We start from the raw sequence: 14072 nt of genomic DNA on the forward strand, positions 1-14072 counted from the left end.
CACAAGCTATGGAACAAGTTGATGTGATTGACGGGCAGAGCCCGATCAGCGAGAGCAATGGCCGCCGTGAAGAGCTCAAGGAGCTGATGCTGCAGGGGCTGTGGAAGAACAACCCCTCCCTGGTACAGGTGCTGGGGCTCTGCCCCACCCTGGCGGTCTCCTCCACCTTCACCAATGCGCTGGGGCTCGGCCTTGCCACCATGGCGGTACTGGTCAGCTCCAACCTCGCCATCTCCCTGGTGCGCAACTGGGTGCCCAAGGATATCCGCATCCCGGTCTACGTGATGATCATCGCGGCCCTGGTGACCAGCGTGCAGCTGTTGATGAACGCCTATACCTACGGCCTCTATCAGGCGCTCGGCATCTTCATCGCCCTCATCGTCACCAACTGCGTCATCATAGGCCGGGCCGAGGCCTATGCCTCCAAGAACCCGCCGCTGCTGGCGGCCATCGACGGCTTCATGATGGGGCTGGGCTTTACCCTGGTGCTGCTGGTGCTGGGGGGCCTTCGCGAGATCATCGGCATGGGCACCCTGTTTGACGGTGCCGACCTGCTGCTGGGTGAGTGGGCCAAGTCCCTGCGCATCGAGCTGTTCCACGCCGACGCCAGCCTGCTGCTGGCGATCCTGCCCCCTGGCGGCTTCATCGGCCTCGGCCTGATGATCGCCGGCAAGAACGCCATCAACGACTGGATGGGCCGCAAGCAGAGCGCCGAAAAGGCCCATTGCAGCGTGCCGGCCGCGGGCGCCCGCGCGACCCAGCTCTGAGCCAAGAGGGAGCCATGAACAACCAGAAACGCAGACTGATCCTGGAGCGACTGCGGGACGACAATCCCCACCCCACCACAGAGCTCAACTTCACCACGCCGTTCGAGCTGCTGATCGCCGTGTTGCTGTCGGCCCAGGCCACCGACGTGAGCGTCAACAAGGCCACCGACAAGCTCTACCCGGTGGCCAACACCCCGCAGGCCATGCTGGATCTGGGGGTGGACGGGCTCAAGGAGTACATCAAGACCATTGGCCTGTTCAACACCAAGGCCGAGAACGTCATCAAGACCTGCGCCATCCTGCTGGAGCGCCACGGCGGCGAGGTGCCGGAGAATCGCGAGGCCCTCGAGGCCCTGCCCGGTGTTGGCCGCAAGACCGCCAACGTGGTGCTCAACACCGCCTTCGGCTGGCCCACCATCGCCGTCGATACCCATATCTTCCGGGTCTCCAACCGCACCGGCTTTGCGGTGGGCAAGAACGTCGATCAGGTGGAGGAGAAGCTGCTCAAGGTGGTCCCGGCCGAGTTCAAGCTGGATGTGCACCACTGGCTGATCCTGCACGGGCGCTACACCTGTCTGGCCCGCAAGCCGCGCTGTGGCTCCTGCATCATCGAAGATTTGTGTAAGTACAAAGAAAAAGTCTACCCCGAGAGCTGATCCGCAGGGCGAGGCCTGGCTCACAGGCGTCTGCGGACCCAGGCCGAGGGTCATGGATTCAAGGCAGTACCAATCACCAACCCGGAGAATTGAGCAATGAGAATTCTGCATACCATGTTGCGCGTCGGCGATCTGCAACGTTCCATCGACTTCTACACCCGTGTGCTGGGCATGAAACTGCTGCGCAAGAGCGAGAACAGCGAGTACAAGTACACCCTGGCCTTCGTCGGCTACGGCGACGAGAAGGATGAGGCCGTCATCGAGCTCACCTACAACTGGGGCGTGAGCGAGTACGAGCTGGGCTCGGCCTACGGCCACATCGCGCTGGAAGCGGACGACATCTACGGCACCTGCGAGGCGCTGCGCGCCGCCGGTGCCAAGATCACCCGCGAACCGGGTCCGGTCAAGGGCGGTACCACCGTCATCGCCTTCGTCGAGGATCCGGACGGTTACAAGATTGAACTGATCGCCAAGAAAGATGCCGGCAGCGGCCTTGGCGAGAGCTTCTGATCCAGGCTTGTCCCCGAAAAACCAAAAAGAGCGCCGAGGCGCTCTTTTTTATGGCGAAGATATCGCTCAGATGGCGCCGTTGCGGCCCATGTTGATCACAACCCGCCGGTTCTTGGCACGGCCCCCCTCGGTCTCGTTGGAGGCGACGTGCTGCTTCTCGCCGTGCCCTTCCACCGAGATCTTGCCGGGATCGATGCCCAGATCGACAAACACCTTCTTGATGGCATCGGCCCGTTTCTCGGAGAGCTTCTGGTTCGGCCAGCGGCCGCCATAGCTATCGCTGTAGGCGTCGATCACCACCACGTCGATGCTCTTGTCCACCTTCACGTACTCGCCGATCATCGCCAGCCGCCGCTTGGAGGCCAGCGACAGCTGATCGCTGTTCTTGTCGTAGGTGAGCACGCTGAAGGCGATGTCGTTGAAACTGTAGGGCAGCAGGCCGTTCACGCAGTCCATGAAGGCCTGGTACTTGACCCGGAAGTTGACCGAGGAGAGGGAGACCCGCACCGGCCGGTTCTGGCGATACCAGTCGCGATACTGGAAGGTCGGCATGCGCCCCCCCTCCAGCTCGTCCAGCATGGTCCAGGCGGTCTGCCCCTCCACCAGGCCATCAAACTGCTGGTAAAAACGCAGCTGGCTTATCTCCCGACCGGCCAGGCCAGGGCGCCAGATGGGCGGCATGATGCCCAGACTCACCGTCTGGGTCTGGGCCTGCTGGCGCAGCCCCTTGAGTTCGAAGTCCAGATTGATCTTGCGACCGGCGCGGCTGACGAAGGCCCCCGTGCCCCAGCTGGGGATCGGATGCTCGAGCCGGCATTCCACCTGGGTATCAGAGGTCAACCGCCAGACGGATTGATCCAGGCCGGCACCAAATTCGGTGACCCCCGCCTGCAACTGCATACTCACTGATATGCTGACCAACCCCAACACCCAAGCGTTCAACTGCCTGCCCTCCACACGATCTCTGGTTAGGTATCGGCAGGGGCAGGACAAGCTTTAGGTCAAAGCGCTCAATGGGGTGAAGATCCGCCCATCAGCTTGAAGCTGGCGATGCGGCCTGCCAGCTCTCGTGCCAGCTGATCCAGCTCAACGCTGTTCTGCTGCAGGGTCTCCGAGTGCTGGCGATGCGCCTCGTACACCTCGCGGATGGTCATCACATTGTGCTGGATATCGTCGGTAACGTAGCGCTGCTCCTCGGTGGCGGTGGCCACCTGGGCCGTCATGTCGCTCACCTTGCGCACCTCGTTGACGATGTCGGTCAGCTCGCTACCCGCCCGCTTGGCTTCGGTCACGCTCAGCCCCGCCTGCTCGGTTCCCAGGTGCATGGCCGTCACCGCCTGATTGGCCCCCTGGCGCAGACGCGCCAGCATCCGCTCGATGTCGTCGGCGGCCTGCTGGGTGCGCGACGCCAGCGCCCGCACCTCTTCCGCCACCACCGCAAAGCCGCGGCCGGATTCGCCGGCACGGGCCGCCTCGATGGCCGCGTTGAGGGCCAGCAGGTTGGTGCGATCCGAGATCTGCTTGATGAGGTTGAGGGCCTCCCCCACCGACTCGGTATCCTGATGCAGGCTGTCCACCAGTTGCTGGGTATCGCTCAGGGTACCCGCCACCAGCTGGATGGCGTCTATGGTCTGATCCACCTCCTTGTCCCCCTGCCGGGCCCGGCCGATGGCCTGCTGGGTCGCCAGCGAGGTCTGGGTCGCGTTGCGCGCAATCTCTGCCACCGTCGAGGCCATCTCGGTTGCGGCGGTCGCCACCAGATCCACCTGACCAAAGCCCCTGGCCACCCCGGCGTTCACCTCGGAGATGACGTTGGCCGAGGCGGCGGCGCTGCGGGTCAATACCTCGCAGGAGCGGCGCACCGCCAGCAACAAGCCTTCCAGGTGTTCGAGGAAGTGGTTCAGGTCCCGCGCCAGCGCCCCCAGCTCGTCGCCGGATTGCCAGTTGACCCGCACCGTCAGGTCGTTCTCCTTCACAAGCCGCTTGAAGGTCTGATGCAGCGCCGTGAAGCCCAGGTGCAGATCCCGCACCACCCGCCAGCAGACGAAGGTGGTCAGTGCCACGCACAGCAAGACCCCGATGGCAGCCCACCAGAAGTCGCTGGCACTCTGGGCCCGCATCTGGTCGACCCGCTCGGACAGCTGCTGATAGAGGCGATCCTCACTCTGTTTGAGCAGGCCTATCTTGTCGGTACTCAAGGCAAACCAGGCTTCAGCATCCACCCCGAAGCCACCGCTGGCCGCCTTGTCGAGCGCCAGTTTCTCCATGGCGGCCACCTTGGCTACCACGGGCGAGGCCAGGCTGTCGGCCAGCAGCTGGCGCTGGGAGGGGCTCGCTACCGCCTGGAAGCGCTCAAGATAGGTATTCTGGGCCGCCAGCAGCGAGATGAACTGCTGCAGCAGCGCTGGCGTGAAGCTGTCTCGGCCGAACACGTTGCTCAAGGTCGCCCGCTCCAGCCCCATCCGCTCCTTGCTCTGCAAGAAGGCGGCATAGGCGTTGGTCTGCAGCGCTATGGTGGCATCCCGGCTGTGGATGCTGATCTGATCCACCACCGCCAGCAAGCGGGAGATGATCCGGCTGTAGACGCCGACCTGCTCCGCCACCTCCACCCCCAACGCACTGACCCGCTCGCGCATGGCCGTCAGCCCGGCCAGCTCCTGCTGTACCTCGCTGAGCGCCAGCAGGGCCGGATCTTGTGCAAAACGCTGCAGCAGGCCATCCACCACCTTGCGCTGGGCCGGCAGGGCATCGCGGAACTTGTTGCCGCCAGAGCCGAGGAAACCGGCCGACATGCCGCGCTCTTTTTGCAGCTCGTGGGCCAGTTGCGCCGCTTCCCGAACCACATCCAGCGCGGCCTGGGCCTGGCTCATCTCCTGTTCGACCCGATAGCGTTCATACACGTACCGGCCGGAGAAAAACAGCAGGGCCAGCAGTGGCAGGCAGACAACCAGCAACATCTTGTGTGCCAATCCCAGCTTCTTCATCCTCGCTCTCCATTCCATTGATTGAGTGGTCAATTATAAGCTCGCGTGTCGATAATAGAATCGGCTAGCGCCTGCGGGGCGGCGGAGATGGGACAAGGGCCCGCTTTTTTGCCATAATGCCGCCTCATTTCACGCCGACCGAGATACCATGACCGACGCAGTTCACACCCTCAAGGGCCGTTTTCGTGGCTTTTACCCCGTCGTCATCGATGTTGAAACCGCCGGGTTCAATGCCAGAACCGACGCTTTGCTGGAGATCGCTGCCCATACCCTCAAGATGGACGAGCAGGGCTGGCTCGTGCCCGATCAGATCTTCCATTTTCATGTCGAACCGTTCGAGGGCGCCAACCTGGAAAAGGCGGCGCTCGACTTCACCGGCATCGACCCCTTCAATCCCCTGCGTGGCGCCGTCAGCGAGAAAGAGGCGCTGACCGAGATCTTCAAGGGCATTCGCAAGGGGATGAAGGAGCAGGATTGCGGCCGCGCCATCATAGTGGCCCACAACGCCACCTTCGATCACGGCTTCGTGATGGCCGCCGCCGAGCGGGCCGGCCTGAAGCGCAATCCGTTCCATCCGTTTGCCACGTTCGATACCGCGGCACTCTCCGGCCTGGCCCTGGGTCAGACGGTGCTGGCCAAGGCGTGCCAAAGCGCCCGCATCCCGTTCGACAACAAAGAGGCACACTCCGCCCTCTATGACACCGAACGCACCACAGAGCTGTTCTGCCATATCGTCAACCGCTGGAAGAGCCTGGGTGGCTGGCCACCCGCTCACCCGGACAACGAGAGTGACGATGGGGGCGAATAAATCCCGATCTCAAGCAGGCTGCCACGGCAGCCGCTTTTCTTTGCACGGTTTGCCTCTGCTGGTTTATTCCTGATCTGGTTTGACCAGAATAGATAATAAAGTGCCATCCAGCGCCTTTTTTCACGCCTCCGACCCCGTTGTCGGCAGCAGAGCGCCGTGAATGCTGCAGATAGGCCATCAGCCTGATTTTTTACTCGACATTTGTCACATTTTTCGCAAACTAACTGCCTTTCACACGACAGACAGCAACACAAACTATAAGGAAATCAAATGAATCCTGTTGTTATCGCAGTGGCGCTGATGCTGGTGCTCAGCCTGCTGCGGATCAATGTGGTGGTCTCCCTCGCCATCGGCGCCATCGCGGGCGGCCTGATCGGGGGGCTCACCCTTGAGCAGACGCTCTCCACCTTTACCGGTGGCCTGGGTGGCGGCGCCGAGATCGCCCTCTCCTACGCCATGCTGGGTGCCTTCGCCGTCGCCATCTCCCGCTCTGGCATCACCGATCTGCTGGCCCGCAAGGTGATCAGCCAGCTCGGCAAGGATGCCAGCAGCACCCGCATTCTCTGGGTCAAGAGCCTGCTGCTCGCCTCCGTGCTCGCGGTCTCCGTCTCTTCCCAGAACCTGATCCCGGTCCATATCGCCTTCATTCCCATCCTGATCCCGCCGCTGCTGCACGTCATGGCCCAGATGCAGATCGACCGTCGTCAGGTGGCCTGCGTCATCACCTTCGGCCTGACCGCGACCTACATGCTGCTGCCGGTGGGCTTTGGCGGCATCTTCCTCAACAACATCCTGGCCAAGAACCTGATCGACAACGGCGTGCCGGTCGAGCTCGGCCAGCTGCCGATGGCGATGGCCATCCCGGTGCTTGGCATGTTCTGCGGCCTGCTCATCGCCGTCTTCTTCAGCTACCGCAAGCCGCGCCAGTACGATCTGGAGAAGATCCTGGCCGCCGAGCCGGAGACGGTCGAGCTCAACCTCAATCACATCTGGGTGGCCCTGCTGGCCATCGCCGTGGCACTGGGGCTACAGCTGATGACCAACAGCATAGTGCTGGGGGCCCTGGCGGGTTTCGTCATCTTCACCTGTGGCGGCGTCATCAAGTTTCGCGAGAGTCAGGATGCCTTCACTCAGGGCGTGCGCATGATGTCCCTCATCGGCTTCATCATGATCTCCGCCGCCGGCTTTGCCGCCGTGATGAAGGAGACCCACGGGGTCGACAGCCTGGTGCAGTCCGTAGCCGGCATGATGACCGGCCACAAGGGGCTGGCCGCCCTCCTGATGCTGCTGGTGGGCCTGCTCATCACCATGGGGATCGGCTCCTCCTTCTCCACCGTGCCCATCATCGCCACCATCTATGTGCCGCTGTGCATCCAGCTCGGCTTCTCGCCCATGGCCACCATAGCTCTGGTAGGGGCAGCCGGCGCGCTGGGGGACGCGGGTTCGCCCGCCTCGGATTCGACCCTGGGTCCCACCTCGGGCCTCAACGCCGACGGCCAGCACGACCATATCTGGGACAGCGTGGTGCCGACCTTCATTCACTACAACATCCCGCTCATCCTCTTCGGCTGGATTGCCGCCATGGTGCTCTAAGCCGGGCAGCAAGAGACAAGACAACAAAAAGGCGGCCTACGGGTCGCCTTTTTGCTGCCTCGTGCCTGTGTACGCCGGAATATACGAGCGGACAGGCGAGGCACTGCTCCTTCCTGGCTGCTCTATCGGCCCTCTCTTGTTCTGCTTCGCTCTCCCCTTCGCGCAGGTTCTGCTCGCAACGGCACAAGGCGGCTCCTGGGCTGGCTACCTTAGTTACCATCCTGCACCTTGCAGCCGATGCCGATGCCGATGCCGGGCAGCCTGTCGGCGATGTCAATGACGCTCAATGGGTGAGCCCCACCAGCACAGCGTGGGTAAACCTCAGGCAATAAAAAGGCCGCTCGATGAGCGGCCTTTTTAGATAACAATCAGAGCTTAGCTGTCGCGGCGCTTGCCACCGAACTTGCGACCCTTGTCGAAACCGCCTTCACGGCGATCCTTGTTGAAGGGACGGTCACCCTGCGGACGGCGATCCTTGTTGAAAGGACGGTCGCCACGGAACGGACGATCACCGCGCGGCGGACGGCTGCTGGTGTTGCCACCGGCCGGCACCTCGGTGTAGCGGCTGATCTGCAGCGGACGCTGGCAGACACGGGCCTTCTTGATCACTTCCAGCACGTCAGGGCTGATGCCCTTGGGCAGATCGACGGTGGAGAAGTCGTCAGCGATGTCGATGTTGCCGATGAAACGGCTCTCGATGTTCGCTTCGTTGGCGATGGCGCCCACGATCTGACCCGGCTTGACGCCGTGATGGGCACCCACGTCTACGCGGTAGCGCTCCATCTCCACGTCCGGGTTGTCTTTGAGCGGACGCGGCTCCAGGGACGGCATGCGACGGGCCGGGCGATCGCCACGGTCACCGAAGTCACGACCACCGCGGTCGTTGAACTCACGACGCTCGAAACCACCGCGATCGTTGTTGTTGCTGAACAGCGGATCCGGGATGGAGTCATCCAGCAGCAGCGGTTGATCACCCTGTACCAGCTTGGCCAGGGCGGCAGCCAGCTCCAGCGGATCGGCAGAATCTTCTTCGATCAGCTCGTTCACCAGGTTCACGTAGATCTCGAGCTCTTCACCCATCATGGTTTCGCGGATGCGCTCCTTGAACTTGGCCAGACGGTGCTGGTTGATGTCCTCGGTGCTCGGCATCTTCATCGGCTCGATGGCCTGACGGGTAGCGTGCTCGATGGCGCGCAGCATGCGGCGCTCGCGCGGTGCCACGAACAGGATGGCCTCGCCCTTGCGACCGGCACGGCCGGTACGGCCGATACGGTGAACGTAGGATTCGGTGTCGTACGGAATGTCGTAGTTCACTACGTGGGTGATACGCTCAACGTCCAGACCACGAGCAACCACGTCGGTGGCGATCAGGATGTCCAACTGGCCCTGACGCAGCTTGTCGACGGTACGCTCACGCAGCTTCTGCGGGATGTCGCCGTGCAGCGCTTCACAGGCGTGACCACGAGCAGCCAGCTTGCCGGCCAGCTCTTCGGCGGCGTTCTTGGTACGCACGAACACCAGCAGCGCTTCGTAGGGTTCCACTTCCAGCAGACGGGTCATGGCGTCCAGCTTGTGCAGACCGGTCACCTGCCAGTAACGCTGGCGAATGGTGGTGGCGGTCGCAGTCTTGGAGGCGATCTTGATCTCTTTGGGCTGCTTCAGGTGCTTCTGGGCCACGCGACGGATCTGCTCCGGCATGGTGGCAGAGAACAGGGCAACCTGACGACCGGCCGGGCACTGATCCATGATCCAGTCCACGTCATCGATGAAGCCCATGCGCAGCATTTCGTCCGCTTCGTCCAGCACCAGGGCTTTCAGACCGGAGAGGTCCAGGTTCTTGCGACGGATCAGGTCCATCACACGGCCCGGGGTACCCACGACAACCTGAGCACCGCGACGCAGGGCGCGGGTCTGGGTTTCGTAGGAGGCGCCGCCGTAGATGGGCAGCACGTGGAAATCAGGCATGTGGTGGGCATAGCGTTGGCACGCTTCAGCCACCTGCAGGGCCAGTTCACGGGTAGGCGCCAGCACCAGGATCTGGGTGTTGCGGTTACCAGCTTCCAGACGAGACAACAGAGGCAAGGCAAAAGCAGCGGTCTTCCCTGTACCGGTTTGCGCCTGCCCCAGCAGATCGTGGCCCGCCATCAGGTGGGGAATTGCTGCGGCCTGGATGGGGGACGGGCGCTCATAGCCCACGTCCTGCAGCGCTTTCAGTACAGGCGCGGCCAGTCCAAGCTCACTAAAAAGGGGCAGTTGTTCGGTATCAGACATAGATTCTTCCAGATTAAGGCAGGCGGCTAACACCGCGGAATAGCAAAAAGGCGGCGATTATAGCGCCACTTTGTTCTGCTGTCTTGAAAAATGTGATAGGCCTCTCAAGACGTTGGCAATTATAGAGGGATCTGACGACTATGGCTTGCTTATTTTTCACTCATGGTGCGTGATTGCGGATCACGCTTCGCCAGAGTCCTTGTCTCGCTTGTGCTTGAGCACCGCCATGGTCAACCGGCTGGTGCACAATAAACGACCACGTTCATCGCGAATTTCTATCTGCCACACCTGAGTGGTCGCCCCCAGATGCAGCGGCGCGCAGCGCCCCGTCACCACCCCTTCCCGCTTGGCCCTCAAGTGGTTGGCATTGACCTCCAGCCCCACGCAGTAACTGTCAGGTCCGACCGCCATGTTGGCCGCAAGTGATCCCAGCGTCTCCGCCAGCACCACGGAGGCGCCGCCGTGCAGCATGCCGAGCGGCTGATGGGTGCGGTGATCCACCGGCATGGTGGCCTCCAGCCAGTCAGGGCCAAAGGCGGTGTAGACGATGTCGAGGTGGGCCATCAGGGTATTGCGGGAGCTGGCGTTGAGCCTCTCAAGGCTCATGGGCTTGCGCCAGATGGGGGCGTTCTCTTGACTCATGACGAGCTGACTCCTTCTGTGATCAATGGGTTATCGCTGCGCCGTAGCGGCAAACCAGCAGTGTCGGCGAAAATGGCGCAGAAAAAAAGATGCCCCGCTTGAGGGGCATCTTCAGGGCTGGCCGGCTGGCCAGACCCTGTCACCAGGGGTAGGTCACTCCGGGCCACTCGGCCCAAGGGACGTCCCGCCCCGGCAGGCTCGGCTCGGGCCACTGCCACACCTTGCCAAGCCAGGTGCGCAGTTCGGCCTCCAGTTCGGCATCGGTGAGCGGCGCCTCGGCCGCCTTCCAGAAGAAGAGCTCCACCGCCACCTCCGGCAGCACCGAGGGGTAGAGGTAAACCCCGCCCCAAAACTCGGGTTCCCACGCCGGGCTCCAGAGGCCATAGGCAAAGGAGCGTTTGGCCAGAAATTCGGAGCGCTGCCACTCCAGATCGGCCTCGTGCTGGCTCAGGCTGAAATTGGCGGAGGGCCACACATCGTCCGGGCGAAACAGCTGATGAAGCAGCTCGCGCTCGCGCAGCATGGCGACGAACTCCACCACCGCCTGGGCCGGGCTGACCGGCAGCAGCAGGAAGTGCGGGTGCCGATAGGCTTGCGGCACCCGAAACCGCTTGGGCAGGGTCAGCATCAGAGCAGTTCCAGCAGGGCCTGCAACGGATGCTTGAGTTTCTCCCCCTCCATCCGCTTGACCTGGCTGCGGCACGAATAACCGGTGGCCAGGCAGCGATCCTTGGGCAGGCGCGCCAGCGGCTCGGCCCAGCTCAGGCCATAGATGCCTTTGGAGTTCTCCACCTGTTTGGCGTCGTGGCCATAGGTACCGGCCATGCCGCAGCAGCCCACCGAGACCGGCTGCAGCGTGGCACCGAAACGGCGGAACAGAGTGCTCCAGTCACCGTGGGTGGTGGGCTTGGCGGTCTTCTCGGTGCAGTGAGCGAACAGATACCAGGGTTCGCGGCCCGCCTCTTCCCGCACCGGTAGCGCCTCGGCCGGCAGGGAGAGCAACCACTCTTGGGGCAACATCACCTGGAAGTCGCCGCGAGCGGGGCCGAGTGCCTTCACGTATTCATCCCGATAGCAGAGCACCAGGGAGGGATCGACCCCCACCATGGGGATGCCAAGCGCCGCCACCTTGTTGAGGAACTGGGCGCTGCTGGCCGCGGTACGGGCAAAGGCGCGCAGGAAACCCTTCACGTGCTGGGGCTTGCCGTTGGGTTTGAACGGCAGCAGATAGGGCTGCAGGCCGAGCTTGCTGGCCAGCTTCACTAGGTCCCGCACCACGGGGGCGTCGTAGTAGCTGGTGAAGGGATCCTGCACGATGAGCACCACTTTTTGGCGCTGCTCTGGGCTCATGGCCTCCAGACCCGGCAGATCGAAATAGCGGGCGCGGTGATCCCGCAGCTCCTCGGCCAGGGTCGGCACGCTCAAGAGCGGCACGTCCACCATGCCGATGCTCTTCTCGGTTGCCTTCTGGGCCCACTCTTTTTCGAGGAAGAAGTTGACCAGTTTCGGCGCCTTGGCCAGCAGAGGGGCATAGCTCTCCACCGTGCCGACGAAGTAATCCTTGGGTCCACGCAGATAGCGGCTGTGGTAGAGCTGCATGAAGCGGGCGCGGAAGGTGGGCACATCCACCTTGATGGGGCACTGGCTGGTGCACGCCTTGCACGCGAGGCACCCCTCCATTGCCTCCATCACCTCGTGGGAGAAGTCATACTGGCCGCGAGCGCGGGCCACCGTATTGCGGAACTTGTCGACAATCTGCTTGAAGCGCAGACCGCCGCTTTGCAGCGCCACCTCTTCGGCAAGAGGGTCGAAGCCCTGCTCCGCCAACTGGCGCAGCCACTCGCGCATCAGGCCGGCCCGCCCCTTGGGGGAGTGGCGGCGATCGCGGCTGATTTTGACCGAGGGGCACATGGGGGAGTCGGTCTCGAAGGTAAAGCACAGGCCGTTGCCGTTGCAATCGAGCGCCCGGGTATAGCTGGTGCGTACCGCCAGCGGGATCTGGCGGTCAAACTTGCCGCGCTTGGGCCCGTCCACCGACACCAGTTCGGCGCCGCTGCCGTAAGGCATGCAGATCTTGCCCGGGTTGATGCGATTGGCCGGGTCGAACGCCCCCTTGACCCGTTGCAGCTCCTCCCACAGCTCGCCGAAGAAGGCGGGGCTGTATTCGGAGCGAAAACCCTTGCCGTGCTCCCCCCACATCAGGCCGCCATATTTGGCGGTGAGCGCCACCACCTGATCGGAGATGCGCCTCAGCAGCACCTCCTGCTCCGGATCGCACAAGTCCAGCGCCGGGCGCACGTGCAGCACCCCGGCATCGACGTGGCCGAACATGCCGTAGTCAAGGCCATGGGCGTCCAGCAGGGCACGAAACTCCATGATGAAGTCCGCCAGGGATTCCGGCGGTACGGCGGTGTCTTCGGTGAAGGCCACCGGCTTCTTGCGCCCCTCGGCGTTGCCGAGCAGCCCCACCGACTTCTTGCGCATGCCGTAGATGGTCTCGATGCTCGGCAGGTGGTCACACACCTGATAGCCGATGACCCCCGCCTCACCGCGCGCCAGCAGGTCGTCGATGCGCCGGCACAGCTCGGCTACCTTGGCCTTGTGCGCATCCTCGTCGGTGTCGGCAAACTCGACGATGTTGAGCCCCTGCAGATCCTTGCCGGGTACGTCCTGGATGAGATCCTTCACCGAGTGCCAGATGATGTCGGCGCGGGCCAGCCCCAGCACCCGGGAGTCCACCGTCTCCACCGACAGGGCGTGTGCCTCCACCATAAAGGGGGCGTTGCGCAGGGCCGAGGGGAAGCTGTCGTACTTGACGTTGACCAGCGTCCGGTAGCGCGGGATGGGGGTGATGTTGAGCCTGGCTTCGGTGATGAAACCCAAAGAACCTTCCGAGCCGCACAGCACCCGGCTCACGTCCAGGGTGTCGCTCTCTGGAATATAAAGGTGCTTGAGATCGTATCCGGTCAGAAAGCGGTTGAGTTTGGGGAAGGTGGCCTCGATGTCGGCGCGCCGCTCCTTACCGATGCGATAGAGGGTGCGATAGATCTCCCCTTCACGACTATCCAGCGCCAGCTTGTCGGCCAGTCGCTCACCGGTCACCGGTTCGGTAGCCATGAGCTCGCCGTTTTCCAGCACGGCTTTGAGACCAAGCACGTGATCCGAGGTCTTGCCGTACACCAGCGACCCCTGCCCGGAGGCGTCGGTGTTGACCATGCCCCCCAGGGTGGCGCGGTTGGAGGTGGAGAGATCCGGCGAGAAGAAGTAGCCATGAGGCTTCAAATAGGCGTTGAGCTGATCCTTCACCACCCCGGCCTGGGCTCGCACCCAACCCTCTTCCAGATTAATTTCCATGATCTGGTTCATATGGCGCGAGAGATCGACGATAATGCCGCCGCCCAAGGATTGACCATTGGTGCCGGTACCGCCGCCGCGAGGGAAGAAACTCAAGGCTGCGTACTCGGGCCCCTGGGCCAGCTTGAGCATCACCGCTATATCGTCCGCGCTGCGCGGATAGAGAACCGCCTGAGGTACGACCTGATAGACGCTGTTATCCGTCGCCATCGCCAACCGGCTTGCATAAGACTTTTCGATATCACCACGAAATGCTGATCGCGCCAGCAACTCAAGAAACTGCAGGGTTGTAGGTGACAAACTGTCCTGGTAATCGAGTCTCGGGATCATGAATCCTTGTTCCCATCCTTTGCTTGATGCCGGCATTCCGGCGACAACGACCGTTCGGGCCAGCCTCTTCGCGGGCCCCCGAACCAGTCCGCTCACATGTGAGCGGGCAGTATATCAGCTAGAAAACCGCTTGCGCGCGCAATCTTCACCATTTGAA

Annotated in this window: 11 protein-coding genes; 5 read left to right on the forward strand and 6 right to left on the reverse strand. The window is 62.8% G+C overall.

Annotation, left to right across the window (positions count from 1 at the left end; translation table 11 throughout):
* The first annotated feature begins 8 nt into the window (after positions 1-8).
* The 3 genes from AB5Y95_RS10795 to gloA all read left to right on the forward strand — a co-directional run bounded on the left by AB5Y95_RS10795 (position 9) and on the right by gloA (position 1933).
* Positions 9-767, forward strand: coding sequence for an electron transport complex subunit E (locus tag AB5Y95_RS10795; protein WP_017764207.1), 759 nt, complete (start codon positions 9-11; stop codon positions 765-767).
* Between the two features lie 14 nt (positions 768-781).
* Entirely contained in the window at positions 782-1423 is a 642-nt protein-coding gene (nth, locus tag AB5Y95_RS10800) for an endonuclease III (RefSeq protein WP_368160977.1), read from the forward strand.
* A gap of 96 nt (positions 1424-1519) precedes the next feature.
* Positions 1520-1933 (forward strand): lactoylglutathione lyase, encoded by a 414-nt coding sequence (gene gloA, locus AB5Y95_RS10805; RefSeq protein WP_005302282.1) that lies wholly within the window; start codon positions 1520-1522, stop codon positions 1931-1933.
* A gap of 66 nt (positions 1934-1999) precedes the next feature.
* Here the strand turns inward: gloA and AB5Y95_RS10810 are convergent, their stop codons facing one another.
* Both AB5Y95_RS10810 and AB5Y95_RS10815 read right to left on the reverse strand, forming a co-directional pair.
* Positions 2000-2875, reverse strand: a complete 876-nt coding sequence (locus tag AB5Y95_RS10810; protein WP_005302285.1) for an OmpA family protein — start codon at positions 2873-2875, stop codon at positions 2000-2002.
* Positions 2876-2943: 68 nt separating this feature from the next.
* Positions 2944-4917: a methyl-accepting chemotaxis protein gene (locus AB5Y95_RS10815; RefSeq protein ID WP_017778815.1), complete on the reverse strand. Its 1974-nt coding sequence runs from the start codon at positions 4915-4917 to the stop codon at positions 2944-2946.
* A gap of 148 nt (positions 4918-5065) precedes the next feature.
* Here AB5Y95_RS10815 and rnt point away from each other — a divergent pair, with 148 nt between their 5' ends.
* Both rnt and AB5Y95_RS10825 read left to right on the forward strand, forming a co-directional pair.
* The gene (gene rnt / locus AB5Y95_RS10820; RefSeq protein WP_010633628.1) at positions 5066-5725 is read left to right on the forward strand and encodes a ribonuclease T; all 660 of its coding nucleotides are present in this window, start codon (positions 5066-5068) and stop codon (positions 5723-5725) included.
* Between the two features lie 270 nt (positions 5726-5995).
* Positions 5996-7318 (forward strand): Na+/H+ antiporter family protein, encoded by a 1323-nt coding sequence (locus AB5Y95_RS10825; RefSeq protein ID WP_017784871.1) that lies wholly within the window; start codon positions 5996-5998, stop codon positions 7316-7318.
* Between the two features lie 375 nt (positions 7319-7693).
* On the opposite strand, the gene AB5Y95_RS10830 is transcribed toward AB5Y95_RS10825, so the two are convergent.
* From AB5Y95_RS10830 to AB5Y95_RS10845, 4 genes are all read right to left on the reverse strand, one after another.
* Positions 7694-9589: a DEAD/DEAH box helicase gene (locus tag AB5Y95_RS10830; RefSeq protein ID WP_005302298.1), complete on the reverse strand. Its 1896-nt coding sequence runs from the start codon at positions 9587-9589 to the stop codon at positions 7694-7696.
* 180 nt (positions 9590-9769) lie between these two features.
* Positions 9770-10231 (reverse strand): hotdog fold thioesterase, encoded by a 462-nt coding sequence (locus AB5Y95_RS10835; protein ID WP_054544666.1) that lies wholly within the window; start codon positions 10229-10231, stop codon positions 9770-9772.
* 139 nt (positions 10232-10370) lie between these two features.
* Positions 10371-10859, reverse strand: a complete 489-nt coding sequence (locus tag AB5Y95_RS10840) for a hypothetical protein (RefSeq protein ID WP_368160980.1) — start codon at positions 10857-10859, stop codon at positions 10371-10373.
* The gene (locus AB5Y95_RS10845) at positions 10859-13915 is read right to left on the reverse strand and encodes an FAD-binding and (Fe-S)-binding domain-containing protein (protein ID WP_274437077.1); all 3057 of its coding nucleotides are present in this window, start codon (positions 13913-13915) and stop codon (positions 10859-10861) included. Before AB5Y95_RS10845 ends, AB5Y95_RS10840 begins: the two co-directional genes overlap by 1 nt.
* Positions 13916-14072: the final 157 nt, after the last annotated feature.

The sequence above is a fragment of the Aeromonas sp. R5-3 genome (genome assembly GCF_040908225.1).
Taxonomy (GTDB): Bacteria; Pseudomonadota; Gammaproteobacteria; order Enterobacterales; family Aeromonadaceae; genus Aeromonas; species Aeromonas dhakensis.